The organism is Agrococcus sp. TSP3-2-1, assembly GCF_049897585.1.
GTDB lineage: Bacteria > Actinomycetota > Actinomycetes > Actinomycetales > Microbacteriaceae > Agrococcus.
Genome location: NZ_JAFCWN010000002.1, coordinates 293,977 through 314,254 on the forward strand (window position 1 = coordinate 293,977; position 20,278 = coordinate 314,254).

General features: G+C 71.2%; 9 protein-coding genes. 5 read left to right on the forward strand and 4 right to left on the reverse strand.

Translation table 11 applies throughout. The features are described 5' to 3' along the window. The first annotated feature begins 186 nt into the window (after positions 1-186). Positions 187-1,659, forward strand: a complete 1,473-nt coding sequence (locus ACP7BI_RS03965; RefSeq protein WP_425843900.1) for an MFS transporter — start codon at positions 187-189, stop codon at positions 1,657-1,659. Here the strand turns inward: ACP7BI_RS03965 and ACP7BI_RS03970 are convergent. From ACP7BI_RS03970 to ACP7BI_RS03985, 4 genes are all read right to left on the reverse strand, one after another. Beyond that, complete coding sequence (locus ACP7BI_RS03970) at positions 1,605-2,459, reverse strand: spermidine synthase (RefSeq protein ID WP_425843901.1); 855 nt, start codon at positions 2,457-2,459, stop codon at positions 1,605-1,607. The two genes, ACP7BI_RS03965 and ACP7BI_RS03970, sit on opposite strands and share 55 nt — an antisense overlap. Continuing rightward, positions 2,456-2,914: a SprT-like domain-containing protein gene (locus tag ACP7BI_RS03975; protein WP_425843903.1), complete on the reverse strand. Its 459-nt coding sequence runs from the start codon at positions 2,912-2,914 to the stop codon at positions 2,456-2,458. Before ACP7BI_RS03975 ends, ACP7BI_RS03970 begins: the two co-directional genes overlap by 4 nt. Positions 2,915-2,991: 77 nt before the next feature. Continuing rightward, entirely contained in the window at positions 2,992-3,564 is a 573-nt protein-coding gene (locus ACP7BI_RS03980; protein ID WP_211446742.1) for a hypothetical protein, read from the reverse strand. 196 nt (positions 3,565-3,760) lie between these two features. Continuing rightward, positions 3,761-4,558: a spermidine synthase gene (locus tag ACP7BI_RS03985; RefSeq protein WP_425844073.1), complete on the reverse strand. Its 798-nt coding sequence runs from the start codon at positions 4,556-4,558 to the stop codon at positions 3,761-3,763. A 300-nt stretch (positions 4,559-4,858) separates the two neighbouring features. On the opposite strand from ACP7BI_RS03985, the gene rpoB reads away from it, so the two are divergent. The 4 genes from rpoB to ACP7BI_RS04005 all read left to right on the forward strand — a co-directional run bounded on the left by rpoB (position 4,859) and on the right by ACP7BI_RS04005 (position 20,265). Then, the gene (rpoB, locus tag ACP7BI_RS03990) at positions 4,859-8,329 is read left to right on the forward strand and encodes a DNA-directed RNA polymerase subunit beta (protein ID WP_211446740.1); all 3,471 of its coding nucleotides are present in this window, start codon (positions 4,859-4,861) and stop codon (positions 8,327-8,329) included. Between the two features lie 43 nt (positions 8,330-8,372). Continuing rightward, complete coding sequence (gene rpoC, locus ACP7BI_RS03995; protein WP_425843904.1) at positions 8,373-12,257, forward strand: DNA-directed RNA polymerase subunit beta'; 3,885 nt, start codon at positions 8,373-8,375, stop codon at positions 12,255-12,257. Positions 12,258-12,496: 239 nt separating this feature from the next. Next, positions 12,497-13,936, forward strand: coding sequence for a hypothetical protein (locus ACP7BI_RS04000; protein ID WP_425843905.1), 1,440 nt, complete (start codon positions 12,497-12,499; stop codon positions 13,934-13,936). A 176-nt stretch (positions 13,937-14,112) separates the two neighbouring features. Beyond that, positions 14,113-20,265 carry an Ig-like domain-containing protein gene (locus ACP7BI_RS04005; protein ID WP_425843907.1) on the forward strand — a complete coding sequence of 2,051 codons (6,153 nt, stop codon included), beginning with the start codon at positions 14,113-14,115 and terminating at the stop codon, positions 20,263-20,265. The last annotated feature ends 13 nt before the right edge of the window (positions 20,266-20,278 follow it).

The following is a 20,278-nucleotide window of genomic DNA, read 5'->3' on the forward strand; positions in this document are numbered from 1 at the left end:
GCGAGCGGCCGCCTGTGGAGAGCGCGCGCTTCATCGACGGCCACGTCGGCGCCCTCGCCACGAGCGATGTGCACGCCCCTGCGGCGCACCGCGGCGGGGAGCCGCAAGAGCGTGCACAAGCATGCGCGGCCCTCGCCGGCGACTCGCCGGTGTCGCGATGTGGGCGGCCGGGTCTAGCGTGCCCGCATGACCTCGATGACGAGGACGCAGGGCGAGCGCACGTTCCTCCACGTGCTGATCAACACCGCCCTCGCCAACCTGACCACGAGCTTCCTGTGGTTCGCGCTGACGTTCTGGGTCTACCTCGAGACCCGCTCCGTGCTCGCGACCGGCATCATCGGCGGCGCCTACATGCTGTTCGTCGCGTTCGGCAGCATGCTCTTCGGCACGATCGTCGACCACCACCGCAAGCTGCGCGTCATGCTGCTCTCGGGCACCGTCACGCTCGTCGCCTTCTCGGTGGCGGGCGTCTTGTACCTGCTGATGCCCGAGCCGATGCTGCTCGACCTCGGCGCCCCGTGGTTCTGGCTCTTCGGCGCGATCGTGCTCGGCGGCGCGGTCGTCGAGCAGATGCGCAACATCGCGCTCTCGACGACGGTCACGATGCTCGTGCCCGACGAGCGGCATGCGAACGCGAACGGCCTCGTCGGCACCGTGCAGGGCCTCGCCTTCATCGTCACGAGCGTGCTCTCGGGCCTCGCGATCGGGCAGCTCGGCATGGGCTGGACGATCGCGATCGCCGTCGCCCTCACGAGCGTGAGCCTCGCGCACCTGCTGACGCTCCGCATGCCGCAGGACGTCGTCGAGCTCGACGCCGACGACACCGCTCGGGGCGTCGACCTGCGCGGCTCGCTGCGCGCGGTGCTCGCGATCGGCGGCCTCTTCGCGCTCATCCTCTTCTCGACCTTCAACAACCTCATCGGCGGCCTCTACATGGCGCTCATGGACCCGTACGGACTCGAGCTGTTCTCGGTCGAGATGTGGGGCGTCGTCTTCGGCGCCGCCTCGACGGGCTTCATCGTCGGCGGCCTCGCGATCGCGCGCTTCGGCCTCGGCAAGCGCCCGATCCGCACGCTGCTCATCGTCGTGATGGCGATGGGCGCGCTCGGCGCGCTCTTCACGATCCGCGAGTGGTGGTGGCTCTACGCCAGCGGCATCTGGCTCTACATGTGCCTCATCCCGGCCGCCGAGGCCGCCGAGCAGACGATCATCCAGCGTGTCGTGCCGCTCTCGCGCCAAGGTCGCGTGTTCGGCTTCGCGATGGCGTTCGAGGCGGCGGCGGCACCGATCACCGCGTTCCTCATCGCACCGCTCGCCGAGTTCTGGATCCTCCCGTGGGCGCGCTCGAGCGAGGGCTCGGCGGCGCTCGAGCCGCTGCTCGGCACCGGCGTCGCGCGCGGCATCGCGCTCGTGTTCCTCATCGGCGGCGTCGTCATGATCATCGCCGCGGCGCTCGCGATGCTGTCGAAGTCGTACCGGCAGATCAGCGCCTCCTACGACGCCGCGGCGCCACCCGACGACGTGCCGCCCGCGGCGTCGAGCGCGGTCGACGTCGCGCCGGCCGAGGGTGCGGGGTGGGATGCGTCGGGCCGCCCCGAGCGGGATCAGTCGCCGTCGCGCTCGAGCAGCGACGGCGGCAGGGCGCCCGGCCCGAGGTAGGCCGAGCGGGACGGCGACGCGGAGTCGACCGCGGTCGCGTCGGTGATCGGCTCGGGCGCGGTGTCGGCGACGAACCGCTCGAGCCGCGACCAGGGGAGCACGGCGACGGGCGGAACCTCGCCGCGGAGCCGCTCGCGGATCGCGTCGAGGGGCAGCGGCGCGTCGCTCGCGAGCAGCACGACGTTGCCGAACCGCGCACCCGCGAGGGTCGAGCCGGTCGAGATGAGGGCGACGTGCGCGAAGACGGCCCGCACGGTCGCGAGCTGCGCGCGCACGAACGCGAGCGGCGGCCCGTCAGCGGAGTTGACGAGCAGCCCGCCGCCCGGCTCGAGCGCCGCGCGCGCGGCGGCGTAGAACTCGATCGACGTGAACGGTGCCGGCACGCTACCGCCGCCGAAGACATCCGAGAGCACGATCGAGACGGGCTCGGCCTGCGCCTCGAGCACGGCGCGGCCGTCACCGACCTCGAGCTCGACGCCGTCGGGCAGCGGCGCCTCGGCTCGCACGAGCTCGGCGAGCGCCGGCTCGAGCTCGACGACCCGCTGGGTGAGGTGCGGCAGCTCGTGCTGCAGCAGCCGCGGCAGGGTCGCCGCGCCGCCGCCGAGGTGCAGCGAGCGCCGCCCGCCGCCGGCGAGGCACTCGAGCGCCGCCGCGAGCATCCAGCGCGCCGAGGCGTGCCGAGGCGCGGTCCCGGGCGACGCGATGTGCGACTGCTCGATGCCGTCGATCACGAGCACGAGACCATCGTCAGCCGCCTCGAGCCGTGCCTCGCGGCCGCTCGAGAGCCGCCGCGACGTCACGCCGCCACCGGCCGGCGGCGCCAGCGGATCTCGACCACTCGCCGGGCCGAGCGCGAGCACGCCTTGCACGCGTAGCGCCCGCGTGGCGCGCGGAAGCGCACGTGCTCGTGGCCGCCCGGGCACTCGCCGAGCCAGCCGGCGCGCTCCGCCGCGATCTCGCCCTGGTGCGTGCGCCCGCCGACGTAGCCCAGCTCGCGGGCCGCGCGTCGCCACACCGGACCGTGGCCCGCGCCGGGCCCGACCATCGCGTGCGCCACCTCGTGCAGCAGCGTCTGGTGCACGTCGTCGTCATCCCAGCGGGCGGCGAGGTGCTTCGAGACGGAGATGCGCCGCGCGCGGAAGTCGGTGAGGCCCGCGCGCTTGACCGCGCGATCGAACTCGAAGCTCCACGACTCGTCGAGGTGCAGCCGGATGAGGGCCTCCGCCCACACCCGCACCCGCTCGAGCTCCGCCATCCGTCACCTCCCGCCGGCAGCGAGCATGCCAGCAGGGTGCCGCGCGGCGCGAACCGGCGAGGCGAGCCTGTGGAGGGTCAGCGCCCGCCCCAGATCGGGTGGCTCGCGCGCGGCACGTCCTGCTCGGCCCGCACCGCCTCGGTCTGCGCCCGGTCGGTCGCCACGAGCAGCGCGATCTCTGCGGCCTCGAGCTGCTCGGGCGGCAGGTCGGCCTCGCGGCACAGCTCGACGGCGACGGTGAAGTCGACGCACGCCTCCTGCCAGCGGCCGAGCGCGAAGTGCACGGTGCCGCGCTGCTGGAGCGCGTGCGCCCACAGCTCGACCCAGTCGTTCGAGCGCGCCTCGGCGATGATCGCGGTGCACTCGCGGAGCGCCGTCGAGAGGTCGCCGCGCGTCTGCACCACGGATGCGCGCAGCAGCCGGGCCTCGGCGGCGCGGTCGCGCGAGCCGGACGCGCGGGCGAGCGTCACCGCCTCGCTGGCGGCGGCGAGCGCCTCGTCGAGCCGCCCGATGCTCTCGAGCAGCCACGCGCGCTCCGAGACGGCGGCGAGCGAGCGCTCGCGCCCGAGCTCGCGGAGCCGGCGGGCGGCGGCCGCCACGTCGACGGCGTTGCGCAGCGCGGTCTGGTCGTAGCCGATCGACTCGCTCATCCCGACATCGTGCCGCAGGTTCGCGGATCCGCCGGGAGCCGCGCCGCGAACCGCTTCGCAGGCGATCGGGCGGGCCGAGGGAGCATTCCCCTCGAGCGGCCGAGATCGCCTGCAGAACGGGGTGCGCGGCGCGGCGCGCGTCGACACGTTCAGCGCGCTCCGCGCGCGGAGCGGCTCAGCGATCGGTGGGGGGCCGTCAGCCGAAGATGCCGCGGCTCGGTGCGGGGCTCGGCGTCGCGTCGGCGTCGCGCGCCGGTAGCGCGCCGCCGAGGAAGCGGCGGAGCTCCTCGCCCGCGACGACCTTCCCCGGCAGCGGGTCGCGGCGCAGCGCCCGGCCGATCGACTCGAGGTCGGGGAGCGTCGCGCCCGCGATGGCGACGACGTTGCCGAAGCGGCGGCCCTTGAGCATGCCGGGGTCGGCGAGCGCGGCCGCCTCGGCGTGCACCTCGAGCAGGGCCGCGAGCTGGCGCTTCGCGAACGCGAGCTGCCGGTCGTCGGCGATGTTCACCGCGACGACCCCCGCCGGGGCGAGCAGCTCGCGCGCGAGGGCGTGGAACTCCACGGTCGTCACGTGGGCCGGCGTCTGGGAGCCCGAGAACACATCCACGACCACGAGGTCGGCGGCGCCGACGAGCCCCTTCGGCAAGCGGGCGAGCTGCTCGCGCGCATCCCCGTAGCGCAGCCGCACGCTCGCGCCGCGGGGGAGCGGGGCGACCTCGCGCACGAGCTCGACGAGCGCCGGTTCGATCTCGATGACCTGCTGCCGGGAGCCCGGCCGGGTCGCGTCGACGTAGCGGGGGAGCGTCAGCGCGCCGGCGCCGAGGTGCACCGCGGTGATGGGGCCGGGCTCGAGCGCGTCGATGACGTGGCCGATCTGCTGCACGTACTCGTAGACGAGCAGCTGCGGGCGCTCGGGGTCGACGTGCGACTGCGGCGTGCCGTCGACGACGAGCTGCCAGCCGCCCGCCGAGGCGTAGCGCATCTCGGCGTGCATGCCGCTCGAGAGGCGGCGGCTCGGGGTCTCCACGCTCCCATCCTGTCGCTACCGCGAGCCGCCCGCGCGCCGCGCTAGCATCGACGTCCGGGCGAGCACCAGCCGACACGCCGCGGTGACTGGACACGCGGACGCGCGAGGCGTAGTGTGAATCCTTGCGCTCACAGACATCCCCTCTGCCTTCATATTGCGGTCGGCGCGCGCCCGGAGACCGGGCGCTTCAAGGGTGTTGACGAGTCTCTCACCGACGACACGATCCCGGGAAGACCCGCAACCCTTCCCGGCCCGGAGGTATCTGCCTTGGCTGAACTGAGCCCCAAGACCGGTCGGAACGCAAGCCGACTGAGCTTCTCCCGAATCCCGGAGACGCTCACCGTCCCCGACCTGCTGGCGCTGCAGACCGAGAGCTTCGAATGGCTCATCGGCGACGACGCGTGGAAGGCCCGCCTCGACGAGGCGACGGCCGCCGGCCGCGACGACATCCCCGCGCACTCGGGGCTCGAGGAGATCTTCGAGGAGATCTCCCCGATCGAGGACCTGAGCGAGAAGATGCAGCTCTCGTTCTCGGAGCCCGTCCTGGACGTGCCGAAGTACACGATCGACGAGTGCAAGGAGCGCGGCAAGACCTACGCCGCTCCGCTCTACGTCTCCGCTGAGTTCATGAACCACGAGACGGGCGAGATCAAGTCGCAGACCGTCTTCATGGGCGACTTCCCGCTCATGACCGAGAAGGGCACGTTCATCGTGAACGGCACCGAGCGCGTGGTCGTCTCGCAGCTCGTCCGCAGCCCCGGCGTCTACTTCGAGCGCACCCCCGAGAAGAACTCCGACAAGGACGTCTACTCGGCTCGCGTCATCCCGAGCCGCGGCGCGTGGCTCGAGTTCGAGGTCGACAAGCGCGACGCCGTCGGCGTGCGCATCGACCGCAAGCGCAAGCAGTCCGTCACGGTCTTCCTCAAGGCGCTCGGCCTCACCGCCGAGGACATCGCGCGCGAGTTCGCCGGCTACGAGTCGATCCTCGCGACGCTCGAGAAGGACGCGCCGATGACGAAGGAGGACGCCCTCCGCGACATCTACCGCAAGCTGCGTCCGGGCGAGCAGGTCGCCGCCGAGGCCGCCCGCGCGCTGCTCGACAACTTCTACTTCAACCCGAAGCGCTACGACCTCGCGAAGGTCGGCCGCTACAAGATCAACCGCAAGCTCGGCATCGACGTGCCCATGAGCGACTCGGTGCTCTCGGTCGACGACATCGTCGCGACCATCAAGTACCTCGTCGCGCTGCACAACGGCGACACGACCCTGCCGGGCGTCCGCAAGGGCGAGCCGGTCGACATCCGCCTCGACGTCGACGACATCGACCACTTCGGCAACCGCCGCATCCGCGCGGTCGGCGAGCTCATCCAGAACCAGGTCCGCACGGGCCTGGCTCGCATGGAGCGCGTCGTGCGCGAGCGCATGTCGACGCAGGACATCGAGGCGATCACGCCCCAGACGCTCATCAACGTGCGTCCGGTCTCGGCGGCGATCAAGGAGTTCTTCGGCACCTCGCAGCTGTCGCAGTTCATGGATCAGAACAACCCGCTCGCGGGCCTGACCCACAAGCGTCGCCTCTCGGCGCTCGGCCCCGGCGGCCTCTCGCGCGAGCGTGCAGGCGTCGAGGTGCGCGACGTGCACCCCTCGCACTACGGCCGCATGTGCCCGATCGAGACGCCTGAGGGCCCGAACATCGGCCTCATCGGCTCGCTCGCGACCTTCGCGCGCATCAACTCGTTCGGCTTCATCGAGACCCCGTACCGCCGGGTCGAGAACGGCGTCGTGAGCGAGAAGATCGACTACCTCACCGCCTCCGAGGAGGACGAGTTCGTCGTCGCCCACGCGAACAACCGCCTCGACTCGTCGCAGCGCTTCGTCGAGGAGCGCGTCGTCGCTCGTCGCAAGGGCGAGGAGGTCGAGCTCGTCGTCCCGACCGAGGTCGACTACATGGACGTCTCGCCGCGCCAGATGGTGTCGGTCGCGACGAGCCTCATCCCGTTCCTCGAGCACGACGACGCCAACCGCGCCCTCATGGGTGCGAACATGCAGCGCCAGGCCGTGCCGCTCGTCCGCTCCGAGTCGCCGTACGTCGGCACCGGCATGGAGGGCTTCGCCGCGATCGACTCCGGCGACGTCATCACGGCGGATGCGTCGGGCGTGGTCGCCGAGGTCTCGGCCGATCTGGTCACGGTGCAGCTCGACGAGGGCGGCACGCAGCAGTACTTCCTGCGCAAGTTCGACCGCTCGAACCAGGGCACGTCGTACAACCACCGCGTCATCGTCTCGGCGGGCGACCGCATCGAGGCCGGCGAGGTCATCGCCGACGGCCCCGCGACCGACCAGGGCGAGCTCGCCCTCGGCCGCAACCTGCTCGTGGCGTTCATGCCGTGGGAGGGCCACAACTACGAGGACGCCATCATCCTGAGCCAGAACCTGGTGAAGGAGGACGTGCTCTCGTCGATCCACATCGAGGAGTACGAGGTCGACGCCCGCGACACGAAGCTGGGCAAGGAGGAGATCACGCGTGACCTCCCCAACGTCGGTCCCGACCTGCTCGCCGACCTCGACGAGCGCGGCATCATCCGCATCGGCGCCGAGGTCGTGCCGGGCGACATCCTCGTCGGCAAGGTCACGCCGAAGGGCGAGACCGAGCTGAGCGCCGAGGAGCGCCTGCTGCGCGCGATCTTCAACGAGAAGAGCCGCGAGGTGCGCGACACGTCCCTCAAGGTGCCGCACGGCGAGCAGGGCACGGTCATCGCGGTCAAGCAGTTCCGCGCTGAGGACGGCGACGACGAGCTCGGCTCGGGCGTGCACGAGAAGGTCGTGGTCTACATCGCGCAGAAGCGCAAGATCACCGAGGGCGACAAGCTCGCCGGCCGTCACGGCAACAAGGGCGTCATCGCGAAGATCCTGCCCGAGGAGGACATGCCGTTCCTCGCGGACGGCACGCCGGTCGACATCGTGCTCAACCCGCTCGGCATCCCGAAGCGCATGAACTTCGGCCAGGTGCTCGAGACGCACCTCGGCTGGATCGCGAAGACGGGCTGGAAGGTCGAGGGCACCCCCGACTGGGCCGAGGGCCTCGACCCGCGCACGCTCGAGGCGCCCGCGAACACGAAGGTCGCGACCCCCGTGTTCGACGGCGCGACCGAGGAGGCCATCATCGGCCTGCTCGACGCGACGCTCCCGACGCGCGACGGCCAGCGGCTCGTCGACGGCTCCGGCAAGGCGGACCTCTTCGACGGCCGCTCGGGCGAGCCCTTCCCGTACCCGATCTCGGTCGGCTACATGTACATCCTCAAGCTCCACCACCTGGTCGACGACAAGATCCACGCGCGCTCGACCGGCCCCTACTCGATGATCACGCAGCAGCCCCTGGGCGGTAAGGCCCAGTTCGGCGGCCAGCGGTTCGGCGAGATGGAGGTCTGGGCGCTCGAGGCGTACGGCGCCGCCTACACCCTGCAGGAGCTGCTCACCATCAAGTCCGACGACATCGTCGGCCGCGTGAAGGTGTACGAGGCGATCGTCAAGGGCGAGAACATCCAGGAGCCCGGCATCCCCGAGTCCTTCAAGGTGCTCATGAAGGAGATGCAGTCGCTGTGCCTGAACGTCGAGGTGCTCAACGCCGCGGGTGACGTGGTCACCCTGCGCGACGACGAGGACGAGGCGCTCCGCACGGCCGAGGAGCTCGGCATCAACCTCTCGCGCCCCGAGATGTCGTCGATCGACGACATCTGATCCGGCAGCCGCAGAACAGAACTCGAAGACAAGAGGAAAAGCATTGATCGACGCAACCACGTTCGATGAGCTGCGGATCGGCCTCGCAACGGCCGACGACATCCGGGCATGGTCCTACGGCGAGGTGAAGAAGCCGGAGACCATCAACTACCGCACGCTGAAGCCGGAGAAGGACGGCCTGTTCGGCGAGCAGATCTTCGGTCCCAGCCGCGACTGGGAGTGCGCGTGCGGCAAGTACAAGCGCGTGCGCTTCAAGGGCATCGTCTGCGAGCGCTGCGGTGTCGAGGTCACGAAGTCGTCCGTGCGCCGCGAGCGCATGGGCCACATCGAGCTCGCCGCCCCGGTGACGCACATCTGGTACTTCAAGGGCGTGCCCAGCCGACTCGGCTACCTGCTCGACATGGCGCCGAAGGACCTCGAGAAGGTCATCTACTTCGCCGCGTACATGATCATCCGGGTCGACGACGAGGCTCGCCACGAGCGCCTGCCGGCGCTCGAGCAGGAGCTCCGCCTCAAGATCGGCGAGATCGAGAAGCGCCGCGACGCCGACATCGCCGAGCGCCTCGCGCAGCTCGAGACGGATGTCGCCGAGCTCGAGGAGGAGGGCGCGAAGGCCGACCAGAAGCGCAAGGTCCGCGACGCGGGTGAGCGCGAGATGGCGCAGCTGCGCAAGATCGCCGACGACCAGATCGCCCACATGGAGCGGGTCTTCGACGACTTCCGCTCGCTCAAGGTCGGCGACCTGAAGGCGGAGGACGCGGTCTACCACGACCTCGTCGACCTCTACGGGGAGTTCTTCGAGGGCCACATGGGCGCCGAGGCGATCAAGCTGCGCCTGCTCTCGTTCGACCTCGCGGCCGAGTCCGAGGACCTGCACCAGCAGATCGCCGAGGGCAAGGGCCAGCGCAAGATCCGCGCGATCAAGCGCCTCAAGGTCGTCAACTCGTTCCTGCAGACGGGCAACAGCCCGGCCGCGATGGTGCTCGACGTCGTCCCGGTCATCCCGCCGGAGCTGCGCCCGATGGTGCAGCTCGACGGTGGCCGGTTCGCGACGAGCGACCTGAACGACCTGTACCGCCGCGTCATCAACCGCAACAACCGACTCCGCCGCCTGCTCGACCTCGGTGCCCCCGAGATCATCGTGAACAACGAGAAGCGCATGCTGCAGGAGGCGGTCGACGCCCTGTTCGACAACGGCCGCCGCGGCCGCCCCGTCACGGGCACGGGCAACCGCGCGCTCAAGTCGCTCTCCGACATGCTGAAGGGAAAGCAGGGCCGGTTCCGCCAGAACCTGCTCGGCAAGCGCGTCGACTACTCGGGCCGCTCGGTCATCGTCGTGGGCCCGCAGCTGCAGCTGCACCAGTGCGGCCTGCCGAAGCAGATGGCGCTCGAGCTGTTCAAGCCGTTCGTCATCAAGCGCCTCATCGACCTGGGCCACTCGCAGAACATCAAGCACGCGAAGCGCATGGTCGAGCGGTCGAAGCCGCAGGTGTGGGACGTGCTCGAGGAGATCATCCGCGAGCGCCCCGTGCTGCTGAACCGCGCGCCCACGCTGCACCGCCTCGGCATCCAGGCGTTCGAGCCGCTCCTCGTCGAGGGCAAGGCCATCCAGCTGCACCCGCTCGTCTGCTCGGCGTTCAACGCCGACTTCGACGGCGACCAGATGGCTGTGCACCTGCCGCTCTCGGTCGAGGCGCAGGCCGAGGCCCGCGTGCTCATGCTCGCGTCGAACAACATCCTGAAGCCGTCCGACGGCCGACCGGTGACGCTCCCGACCCACGAGATCGTCTCGGGCCTCCACCACCTCACGTCCGTCAAGGCGGATGCGGTGGGCACGGGCCGCGCGTTCTCCTCGGTCGCCGAGGCCATCATGGCCATGGACCAGGGCACGCTCGACCTCAACGCCGTCGTGCGCATCCGCCTGTCGGGCCTCGTCTTCCGGGACCAGGACCGTCCGGAGGGCTTCGTCGACGGTGAGCCGTTCCTGCTCGAGACGACCCTCGGCCGCGCGCTCTTCAACGAGCTGCTGCCGGCGGACTTCCCGTTCGTCGCGGAGGTCGCGGCGAAGCCGGTCATCTCGCTCATCGTGAACGCGCTCGCCGAGCGCTACCCGAAGACCGTGGTGGCGGCGACGCTCGACAAGATCAAGGACGCGGGCTTCCACTGGGCGACCCGCTCCGGCATCACGGTCGCGCTCTCCGACGTCATCACCCCTGCGCGCAAGGACGAGATCGTCGGCGCCGCGGAGGAGGCGGCCCGGAAGATCCAGGACAAGTTCGAGAAGGGCCTGCTGACCGACGCCGAGCGTCGCAGCGACCTCACCGAGCTCTGGACCCGCGCCACGAACGACGTGCAGAAGGCCACCCAGGAGGCGTTCGACGAGGGCAACTCCATCTACCGGATGGTGACCGCCGGCGCGAACGGCAACTGGATCCAGGTGCGCAACATCACCGGCATGCGCGGTCTCGTGACGAACCCGAAGGGCGAGGTCATCCCGCGCCCGATCATCTCCTCGTACCGCGAGGGACTGACGGTCGCCGAGTACTTCATCGCCACGCACGGCGCGCGCAAGGGCTCGGCCGACACCGCGCTCCGCACGGCCGACTCGGGCTACCTCACGCGTCGCCTCGTCGACGTGTCGCAGGACGTCATCATCCGCGAGGACGACTGCGGCACCGAGCGCGGCCTCGACGTGCCGATTGCCGAGACGATCGACGGGCAGCTCGTGCTGCACGAGAACGTCGAGTCGGCCGCCTTCGCCCGCAACCTCGCGGTCGACGTCGTCGCCTCCGACGGCACGGTGCTCGCCACCGGCGGCTCCGACATCGGCGACCGCGAGATCCGCGCGTTCATCGGCGCCGGCGTCGAGACGGTCAAGGTGCGCTCGGTGCTCACGTGCGAGTCGGCGGTGGGCGTGTGCGCCCACTGCTACGGCCGCTCGCTCGCGACCGGCAAGCTCGTCGACATCGGCGAGGCGGTCGGCATCATCGCCGCCCAGTCGATCGGCGAGCCCGGCACGCAGCTCACGATGCGCACGTTCCACACCGGTGGATCGGTCGGTGCGAGCGACATCACGCAGGGTCTGCCCCGCGTGACGGAGCTCTTCGAGGCTCGCACCCCGAAGAACGCCTCGCCCATCGCGGAGGTCGCCGGTCGGGTGCGCATCGAGGAGGACGAGAAGTCGAAGCGCGTCGTCATCACGCCCGACAACGGCGACGAGGAGCTCACCTACCAGGTGCTGCGCCGCGCGACGCTCGAGGTCGGGGACGGCGACCACGTCGAGCAGGGCCAGCAGCTGCAGGTCGGCTCGATCGACCCCAAGGAGGTGCTGCGCGTGCGCGGCGTCCGCGAGGTGCAGAAGCACCTGGTCTCGGGCGTCCAGGACGTGTACCGCTCGCAGGGCGTGCCGATCCACGACAAGCACATCGAGGTCATCGTGCGGCAGATGCTGCGCAAGGTCACCGTCGTCGACCACGGCGAGACCGACCTGCTGCCCGGTGAGCTCGTCGACCGCTCGCGGTACAACGAGCTCAACCGCGCCGCGCTGACCGAGGGCAAGAAGACCGCTTCGGCCCGCCAGGAGGTCATGGGCATCACGAAGGCGTCGCTCGCGACGGAGTCGTGGCTCTCGGCCGCCTCCTTCCAGGAGACGACGAAGGTGCTCACCGAGGCGGCGCTCGCCGGCAAGCGCGACCCGCTGCTCGGCCTCAAGGAGAACGTCATCATCGGAAAGCTCATCCCGGCCGGCACCGGCCTGGCGCGGTACCGCGACGTCACGGTCGAGGCCACCGAGGAGGCGAAGGCGGAGCGCTACCCGAACCGCCTGTTCGCCGACGCCGGCGGCGTCGACGAGTCCGACCTGTCGTACCTCGACTTCGACGCCTTCACGGGCGGCGAGCTCGGCGAGGAGCCGGGTCAGTACGTCTGAGTGCGAAGCGCTCAATGCGACGCAGTCGCGTTGAGCGCGGAGCACTCAGGATCGAGTAGCGCGCGGCGAAGCCGCACGCGTATCGAGATCTCACACGAGGAGGGCCGTTCCCGAGGGGAGCGGCCCTCTCCGCGTCCCTGGGCGATTCGCCCGCTCGCGGTGCGCCGCCCGATCCCTGCCCCGCCTCGCCCCTAAGATCGCCCCGACCCGGCACCGTGCCGGCGCAGGAGGTTCCACCCATGAGCGACCAGCAGTCCACGTCGTGGCGCGACCGCTTCTTCGGCACCGCGCCGCTCGCCAAGGCGGCGCCCGACGAGCGCGCCGACGCGACCGGCGGCACCGACGCCGACGCGTCCGGGGTCTCTGAGGCGCACTCCGCGGAGCTCGCGCCCGACTCGACCGAGGCGGCGACGACGACGGTCGACGAGCACGACGCGCACCAGCCGCTCGTCGAGCACGAACCCGATGCCGACACCGCGGTGCTGGAGCGGCCCTCCGCGAGCGACAGCCCGATCGAGCCCACGGTCATCGCGCCCTCGACGCTCCGCGGACCCTCGCACTCCGCGGCGCACCCCGACGACTCCGCTCGCCCCACCCCCGAGCAGGTGCACGGCGACGCCGCATCGAGCTCGCTCGAGAGCGAGCCGGTCGCGGAGCCCACCGAGCCGCCCGCGCTCGTCGAGCCGCGCCGTCCCTCCTTCGGCCTCCGCCGCCTCGGCGACGAGGCCGCGCCCGGAGCGGGCATCGCCGGTCTCACCGAGGCGAGCGTCGCGGCCGGCGCCGCGAGCGGCGATGGCGACCGGCGTGAGTTCGTCGAGCCCGAGCCCACCCAGGCCCTCGACGCGCAGCGCCACGACGACGACGCCACTCGCGCGATCGACATGACCGACGAGCGCGACTCGACCCCGGCCGACGACGCACCCACCCGTGCGATGGATGCGCACGCGGAGGAGCCGACCCAGGCGCTCGAGCAGCAGCAGCCGCTCCGCGACCGCTCGAACCGCTTCGGCATCGTGCGCGACGACGTGCGCGACGAGGTGCCGGCCTCGGCGATCGGCGGGGACGCCGCGACGTCCGGCGCCGCTGCCGGCGGTTCGCCCATCGTGCTCGTGGAGGAGCCCGTGCCCCCGCGCCGCAAGGGCGCGCGCGGCGTCGGCGTCGCGGTCGTGCTGCTCGCGACGCTCGTCTTCGGGCTCCTGCACGCCGCCGCCTTCTTCGCCGTCGGTTACCTCTTCGACCGGCAGTTCGACGCCGCCGAGACGCTCCAGTCGCTCTGGCTGCGCCCCTCGTACCTGCTTCCCGTCGTCGTCTTCTTCGTCGGCTACCTCATCCTCAGCCTCATCGCGAACCGCGCCGGCTGGTGGGCCCACGTGCTGGGCGGCTTCGTCGTCGCGCTGCTCACCTACGCCGCCCACATCGCGGGCGCGTTCATGGAGTCGGAGGGCGGCTGGGGCAGCTTCACCGCCGTCCTCGGCATCGACGCCGCGTCGCTCGGGCAGCTCCTGCTCGCGCCGCTCTCGGTGCTCGCCTTCGTCATCGCCCGCGAGGTGCCCATCTGGATCGGCGGCATCCAGTCGCGTCGCGGCCGCCGGGCGAAGGAGCGCAACCGCCAGGCGATGGACGAGTTCAACAGCGAGCACGCCGAGCAGCTCGCCGCGTACGAGCGCGCACGCGGCTGAGTCGAGCGGCGCTGAGGGGCGGCCGGATCGGTCGCCCCTCGCTCGTATCCCGCGCCGATACCCAGCATTCGACGCCGTCGCTCATCAGGCGATTGGCGCTTGCTCAGGTCTGGCACAATGGGGCCGCCGTCCCCCAGCGGGGTACGGCTACCCGTGCCGTCGGAAGGGGCAGCCCTGTGCTCAGGTCTCTCTCGCGCCATCGCAAGTCGACGGCCGCCGGAGCCCTCATCACCGCCGTCTCCGTCGCACTGGGCATCGTCGCCTTCACGCACGAGGGATTCACGACGACCGATGTCGACCTGAACGACGGCGGCGTCTGGGTCACGAAGCAGTCGTCCCAGCAGCTCGGCCGCATCAATGTGCAGGCGGAGGAGCTCGACGCCGGGCTCATCTCGCCGACCGCGACGTTCGACGTGCTGCAGGACGGCGACGACGTCCTCCTCCACAACCAGGAGGCATCCGTCGCCCTGCTCGTCGACCCGACGCAGGTCGTCACCGGCACCGCGGTGCAGCTGCCCCCGCAAGCGGGCATCGCGCTCGGCGGCGGTGTCGTCGCGATCGTCGACCCCGCCGACGGCGCGCTGTGGGCGATGCGGTTCGCCGACATCGGCGGCTTCTCGCCCGAGCACACCGATCCCGTCGCGGAGCTCGGCGCGGGGGCGGCCGTCACGGTCGGCCGCGACGGCACGGTGCACGCGGTCTCGATCGCCGACGCGCAGGAGCTGACGCTCCCGCTCGTCGACGGCGCGATCGGCGAGGCGGAGCTGCGCGGTCGCGACGAGCTCGGCGCGATGGAGGAGCCGATCGTCACGACGGTGGGCGACCGCGCGGTCGTGCACGACGGGGCCACGTCGACGCTGCTGCTGCCGGGCGGCGCGGTCTCCACGCCCGAGGGCGCCGCGGTGCAGCTCGACGGCGACCGCTCCGACCGCGTCATCCTCGCCACGCCCGACAGCCTCATCCGCCAGCCGCTCGGCGGCGGCGACGCCGAGGTCGAGGGGATCGCGGGCGGCGGCGAGGCGGTGCGGCCCGTGCAGCTCGGCGGATGCGTCTACGGCGTCTGGCCCGGGAGTGCCCAGTTCGTGCGCGACTGCGACGACGACGCGCGCGACCTGCGCGCGCAAGTGCCCGAGATGGACGGCTCGCCCGCGAAGTTCCGCGTCAACCGCGACGCCGTCGTGCTCAACCAGTTCGTCGAGGGCGCATCGTGGTTGCTCTCGGACACGCTCATCCTCGTCGACAACTGGGAGGACCTCGTGCCGCCGCAGGACGAGAGCCGCTCCGACGAGGAGGACTCGGAGTCGACCGACGACCTGCTGACGAACCAGCCGCCGCCCATCAACGAGGAGAACACCGAGCCGAACGCCGAGGACGACCGCTTCGGCGCGCGCCCCGGCACCTCGACCCTTCTCCCGGTGCTCTGGAACGACGTCGACGCCGACGGTGACGTGCTCACGGCGCGCGTCGTCGGCGACCTGCCGACGGGCGTCTCGGTGGCGCCGGTCGCGAACGACTCCCAGCTGCAGGTGCAGCTGCCGCTCGACCAGGCGGCTGGCACCTTCACGTTCGGCTACGAGATCCACGACGGCCGCGAGGGCCGCGATCAGGCGACGGTCACGCTCACCGTGCGCGGCGAGGGCGAGAACGACGTGCCGGAGGCGCTCCGCGCGCAGGCGTTCGCCGTCGAGCAGGGCGGGGAGTACGAGTACCAGGTGCTCGCCGACTGGGTCGACCCCGACGGCGATGACATGTACCTCGTGGGTGCGACGACCGACTCCGGCGACACGATCCAGACCGACCCCTCGGGCAGGCTCGTCTACACCGCGACCGGCGAGATCGGCCTCCAGAGCGTGTCGATCACCGTCTCCGACGGGCGCTCCGAGACGACGGGCGAGATCACGGTCGACGTGCGTGAGCGCGGCACGGCGAACCCGCTCGCGAACGCCGACTTCATCACGACGATCGAGGGCCGCGAGGCCACGATCCGGCCGATGCTCAACGACTTCTCCCCGTCGGGGCGGCCGCTGCGCCTCGCGTCGGTCGAACCGGCCGCGAGCCTCGACATGACGTGGGACGCGACGACGGGCACGGTCAAGGTGCAGGGCGGGCCGGTCGGCACGCACTACTTCACCTACCTCGTCGCCGACGGCGCCCTCTCGAGCCAGGGCCGCGTGCGCGTCGACATCCGCACTCCCGACGAGGAGGCCCGGCCCGTCGCGGTGCGCGACATCGCGCTCGTGCCGCAGCAGGGCACGGCGCTCGTCGACCTGCTCGCCAACGACGTCGACCCTGCGGGCGGCGTGCTCGTCGTCCAGCAGTTCGAGATCGAGAACGGCGCGCCGATCAGCGTCGAGCTGCGCGACCGCCGGATCGTGAGCATCGTCGACAACCGCGGGCTCGAGTCGCCCTTCCAGTTCACCTACACCGTCTCGAACGGCCGCTTCTCCGAGACCGGCACGGTCGAGGTCATCCCCGTCGTGCCGCCCGCGCAGCCGCGCGCGCCGAAGGCCGTCGACGATGCGATGACCGTGCGCGCGGGCGACTACGGCACCATCGACGTCATCGACAACGACTTCTCGCCCGACGGCACGCCGTTCTGGGTCGCCGAGCGCGTCGTCTCGACGAGCTTCGCCTCCGAGGCGGAGGGCGTCGCGTTCATCTCCGAGGGCCGGCTGCGCGTGCACGCGCTCGAGGGCGGCCCGACGCGCGCGACGGTGGTCTACGAGGTCGAGGACGACTTCGGCAACCGCGACTCCGCGACGGTCGCGGTGACGATCGTGCCGCGCGACGCGGAGTCGAACTCCTCGCCCGCGCCGCAGACGGTCACGTCGCGCGTGCTCGCGGGCTCGACCGTGCGCATCCCGATCCCGCTCGACGGCATCGATCCGGACGGCGACGGCGTCGAGCTCGTCGGCTACGACACCGCGCCCGAGGGCGGCCGCATCCTGCCGACCGTCGGCCCCGACTACTTCGACTTCGAGGCCTTCCCCGACAGCGCCGGCACCGTCGAGTTCACCTATCGCGTGCGCGACCGCTGGGGCGCCGAAGGCACGGCGACCGCGATCATCGGCATCGCGCAGGCCGCCGACATCAACCAGACGCCCTTCGCCCAGCCGGACTACGTCGACGTGCGCCCCGACCGGCGGATCGCGATCCCGGTGCTCGAGAACGACTCCGATCCGGATCAGGATGCGCTGAGGCTCCTCGTCGACGGACTCGAGGGCACCGAGCAGCTGCCCGACGCCGAGGTCAACACCGAGCGCGACACCGTCGACCTCCGCTCGCCCTCGGAACCGGGCACCTACCAGTTCACCTACTCGGTCGTGGATGCGCGCGGCGCGAGCGCGACGGGCTCGGTCATGCTCACGGTCACCGAGGACGCGGAGCTGCTGGCGCCCATCGCGCGCGACGACCCGCTGCCGCGCGACCAGGTGGAGCTCGGCCAGGCGTTCGACGTGCCGGTGCTCGACAACGACCTCGACCTCGACGGCGACCCGAGCGAGCTCGAGCTCTCGATCGTGACGGGGGAGGCGGATGTCGTGCGCGGCACCGTGCAGGTCGTCCCGACCGAGGCGTTCCAGGTCGTCACCTATCGCGTGACCGACATCGACGGACTCACCGCCGAGGCGTTCGTCGCGGTGCCCCCCGTGCGCGACCGCGCGCCCTTCCTCTCGAAGACCGAGCCGGCGCAGATCGGCTCGGGGCTGCCGCTCGAGCTGCCGCTGCGCGACTACGTCACGACCTCGAACGGCGCGGCGCCCCGCATCACGACGGGTGACAGCGTCTCGGCGGTCAACCACGACGGCTCCGAGAGCATCGTCGACGAGCACACGCTGCGCTTCCAGTCCCCGCAGGGCTACGTCGGTCCCGCATCCATCACGTTCGAGGTGACGGACGGCACCGGCCCGGACGACCCGAACGGCAACACCGCGGTGCTCACGATCGCGATCGAGGTCACGCCCTCGAGCGTCGTCGCACCGACCTTCGCCGGCGCGATCCTCCGTCCCGAGGCGGGGGAGCAGGCGGCGGTCTTCGACCTCCGCGACGCGACGCGCGACCCCGACCCCGGTGACCTCGAGGCGATGGTCTTCGAGCAGCGCGGCGGGTCGATGGCCGGCGTCTCGGTGTCGCTGCAGGACGGCGTCTTCACCGCGACCGCTGACCTCACGACGCCGCCCGGCACGAGCGGCTCGTTCCAGATCGTCGCGATCGACCCGCACGGCAACGAGGCGCCCGGCACGGTCGTCGTCGAGGTCGTCGCCACGACGCGGCCGCTCGCCGAGGCGCGCCCCGACAGCGGCGAGGCGACGCAGGGCATCGCGCTCACGACCGACGTCATCGCCAACGACTTCAACCCCTTCGCCGATCGCGGCGAGCCGCTGCGCGTCATCTCCGCCGAGTCGGTCGCGGGGCAGGGGCAGGTCTCGCACAACGACCGGGAGGTGACCGTCACCCCGGGCGCCGACTTCCACGGCGTGCTCACCGTTCGCTACACGGTCGAGGATGCGACCGAGCTCACCGCGCGTCACGTGACGGGCACGCTGACGCTCAACGTCAAGGGCCGCCCCGACGCGCCGCCGCGCCCGAACGTCGACGCGACGGGCGACTCGCAAGTGACGCTCACGTGGGGTGCCCCGCCCTCGAACGGCGCGCCCATCACGGGCTACGTCGTCAAGTCGGTCGACGGCGCGATCAGCTTCCCGTGCCCCGCGACGACGTGCACGGTCACCGGCCTCACGAACAACGTGACCTATCGCTTCCAGGTCGTCGCGCAGAACGAAGTCGGCGACTCCGACCCCTCGGCGGCCTCGAACGAGGCGCGCCCCGACGTGCGCCCCGAGCAGCCGGCGCCGCCGGCGATCACGCGCGGTGACACCCAGGTATCGCTCGCGTGGGTGCCGCCGGCCAATCGCGGCTCGCCCATCCAGGAGTACCGCATCGAGATCTCCCCGCCCGCGCCGGGGGGCGTCGTGCAGCAGACCGTGAGCGGCGGCAGCTCCAGCTACACGTGGACGGGCCTCCTGAACGGCACGTCGTACACGTTCCGCATCCAGGCCGTGAACCTCGCCGACGAGCCGAGCGACTTCTCTGCATATTCGCAGGCTGTCACGCCCGCCGGCCCCCCGATGCAGATGGCGGCACCGAGGGCCGAGCGGAACGCCAGCATCCCTGGCGACGTTCAGATCGACGTCACGTGGAGTGCCCCGAACAACAACGGCGCTCCGATCGAGTACTACACAGTGACCCCTCACTACAACGGTGCGCCACAAACCGAGCGGGCGATCACTGTGCGGGGTGAAGGCAGCGCCCGCACTAGCTTCCGAGGTGGCGTCAACGCAGCATCCTCCGCCGGCAGCTACACATTCGTGGTGACGGCAACGAACGACGCGGGTACTTCCCAGCCCAGCGCGGCGTCCGCGGCGGTGCGCGACGCCACTACACCCGATCCGCCATCCATCGCTCACGTCAGCGACAACGATCGCTCAGTGACGATCGACGTCTCGCCCGGGTCCACCAACGGAGCGCGTGCCAACGAGATCCAGTACTTCGCGGTGGTCGACGGAAACCGAAGGGAAGCGCCCCTAGGGACTGGACGGCAGCAGATCGGGTCCCTCGCGAACTCAGATACGGGCTACAGCGTCAGCGTGGTCGCAATCTCGGTGGTGGACGGATTCACTTATTCGAGCTCCGCCTCGAACGTGGTGCGAGCACGGCCGTACGGGCCGATCGGGTCGCCGACTGCGGGAGCCGTTGCGGCCGTGGAGCAGGTGACGGTCAATTGGGACGCTCCTGCCGCGAATGGGCGCCCGATTTCAGTTCAGATCCAGATCAACGGAGGCGGCTGGCGGGATGTTGGCCGCTCGGGGCGCGAGACCCACCGGGTTGGAGGCGGACAGTCTGTCCGTATCGATGTGCGAGCGACAACGGGGCAACCAGGCGAGGGACAGACGACGACCGCGACCGCGCAGGCCACGGCGCAGGAGCGGCTGCGCCCGAGCGTCTCGCTCAGCGACGGCGGCGTCGCGCACGCCGGCTCGTGCCAGGGCGCGAACGGCGAGCAATGCCGGTGGTACCGCCTCAACTGGACCGACTTCGAGCCGGGCATCTACAGCTTCAGCTGCCACAACACCGGTTCCGGCAACGGTGCGGGGAACGCGTTCGAGAGCGGGCGCGTGAACATCACGAGCCGCAACGGCAGCACGATCAGCGAGTACCAGGGCGAGGCGGGCGACAACAACACCTGCTACTCCGGCTTCAGGGGCCAGGCGTGGATGCGCGTCTGGGGCAACGGGATCGACCTCGAGACCTCGAGGGTGAACTGGCCATGACCAAGATGGGAAC